Genomic DNA, 2,245 nt, shown 5'->3' with positions numbered 1-2,245 from the left:
AGTGCTACATTATAGCTTGAAATGCCTATAAATAAGCATGGTAATATGCACTTCTTCTCCATGAGTACCATCAGGAGACGTCAAGAGGCGTCAAAAATCCCAGTCTTAAGCTATTTTGATTTTTTGAACGTCACTGAACGTCACTGACAATCAACAAAAGTAGCGGAAAAAGTAGCGGATAAATTAGAGGATAAAAAACACTTGCACCCTAGCAATGTGACGGCTTTTATAGCCGTTTTTATTTTGGCCAAAATATGCCAGAAAAGGCGAAAAGTAGCGGATAAAATCAGATAAACGGATAGAAAACGCCAGAAGTACCGAATCAGTACCGCAAGTAATGAACAACAACACGGCTTAAAACTGTAGCGGAAAAGTAGCGGATATTTTTGTATTGTCCAGTAGTGGACAACTAACAACCGTGTTTGCAAGCACGCTTGTTGGACTGTGATAGCGTGGATACATTCACACCATGAACAACCGTACTCACAGGTACGCCTGTTATAGTTTGCTCTGTGGATACATCCACGCACCTAAATCTACGTACTGATTTTGGGGTGTGTTTATAAGCACACCCCTATAATCTCCGTACTTGTAAGTACGCTGGTGCACTGATTTAGTGCGTCAGGTCTTCCTGTATAATTGTCTTAAAAGCACTTGTGGGGGATGACATGAAGCAAAGGCATATAATCGGGCATTACTTTACAGGCTATGCTGATTGGGCGCTAAAGGGTCTTGAATATTTAAAGCAAGAAGAGGGCGGACATTTTAGCAATCGTTACGCTGAAGAAAACTATAACTTTTGGATAGAAGTACGCCGAGTGTTTGACGACTATACCGCAACGCTACCGCCTGAAATTGTGCAAATGCAACATGACCACTATAAGCGCCGCAAACCATTTGGCGAGTATTACAACATAGTAGCGCCTACTGCTGTGATACAAGAGGTCAATAATGAACTGAACAGGTTAGCCAAGTCGATAGAACAGCCAGAACGTATTAAGCAATTTAGTTAGTGTTAAGTATTTGACTCTAGTTATAAATACGCCATATAAAGCCCGTGGAGGCTTTTTTGTTTGTTCTAGTATGATTGTACGTAAACAGAATAAAAATAAAACATACCCCCGCCCCTGTCCGTCTGATGAAGAGAGCGCTCGCATATCGTCGCCTTGTGTCAAAGTTCAATTTTTGAAATTTTTAGGTAGGGGGGGTACATCCCCTAAAAGCCTAGTAAACAGGCATTTGATAAAAATATTTAGCTGTTTTTGTCGGGTTTTTAGGGTGGGTTTATGGGGTGCTTTTTAAAAATACAAATGGCCACGCAGGAACGCTTGGCGGTTAATAACAACCCCAGAAAAAAACTTTTGAAAATTGGTGCGTGACACAAGGTGACGATATATGTGTGCTTTGATAAATAATCAAGATAGGGGGGGGCGGTAATTTGCCGACTCCTTTGCCAAAAGTGGCGAAAACAAAAAGGAGTGTCCAAAATAGACACCCCCTTGACAACCGTGGACACATCCACACCCTGCCATCCTGCCATAACAAAACGTTACCCCAGCTTTCTGCCAAAAGTGGCAGACCTGATACTGTGATTTACCGAGTCAGGTCAGGAAGGCAACCTGTCCCTACATGTAGTCGGTGCAGGTCACGACCTAGATTAAACCTAGGCCGACATAGGGGAGTAACGAAACGGGACGCCCTAAGTTGAACTTAGAACGTTCCCCAGCAGTGGGGAAACATTGCCAGAAGTGGCAACGTTACAAAGTAGCAAGCATGTAACGGGGATGGGTACACTTTAAACTTCGCTATTTGTATGTGGGCCAACATTGATATTTTTTAATGTTTTTTGGCATATTTTTAGCATAAAATCCGTATATATCAACGTTTTAAGAAGTGGGCCAAGTTAGCACCTTGGATTTAAGGTGCTAAGCCGTACTCCTTACTGGGCATTAATAAAACATCCCGAATAAGAAAAGCCTTACTCAAACGAGTAGGGCTATTTTTGTACTGAGGAACCTGCTAAAACCTGCCTTAAAAGCCTATTAAAACCTATGCCTAAACCTCAGAAAACCTCAGTTATTTTTTACTAAAAACTTGACAAAACTTGACAATAAAAACCTAACAAAACCTAATATGAAAACCTGTTAAAACCTGTTATAAAAACTATGCCTATACGATCAAGAACGCACTTAAATAGTGTTTCAACGTTGCAAAAGGTTGCACCCTAAAAGTTACATGGTTACAG

At 41.2% G+C, this 2,245-nt stretch carries 1 protein-coding gene; it reads left to right on the top strand.

The genetic code is table 11. From position 1 onward, the window contains the following. Nucleotides 1–668 precede the first annotated feature (668 nt). Nucleotides 669–1,013 (top strand): hypothetical protein, encoded by a 345-nt coding sequence (locus AOQ32_RS07775; RefSeq protein WP_059394328.1) that lies wholly within the window; start codon nucleotides 669–671, stop codon nucleotides 1,011–1,013. Nucleotides 1,014–2,245 lie beyond the last annotated feature (1,232 nt).

Origin of the sequence: Fructobacillus tropaeoli, assembly GCF_001047135.2 — a bacterium.
Classification (GTDB): domain Bacteria; phylum Bacillota; class Bacilli; order Lactobacillales; family Lactobacillaceae; genus Fructobacillus; species Fructobacillus tropaeoli.
Note: the sequence above shows the minus strand (reverse complement) of the source record. Positions and strands in the feature narration are given on the sequence as shown.

Bases quoted from the DNA above. Each gene is read 5' to 3' on its own strand.
- AOQ32_RS07775 (WP_059394328.1), top strand. From the start codon at position 669: ATGAAGCAAAGGCATATAATCGGGCATTACTTTACAGGCTATGCTGAT.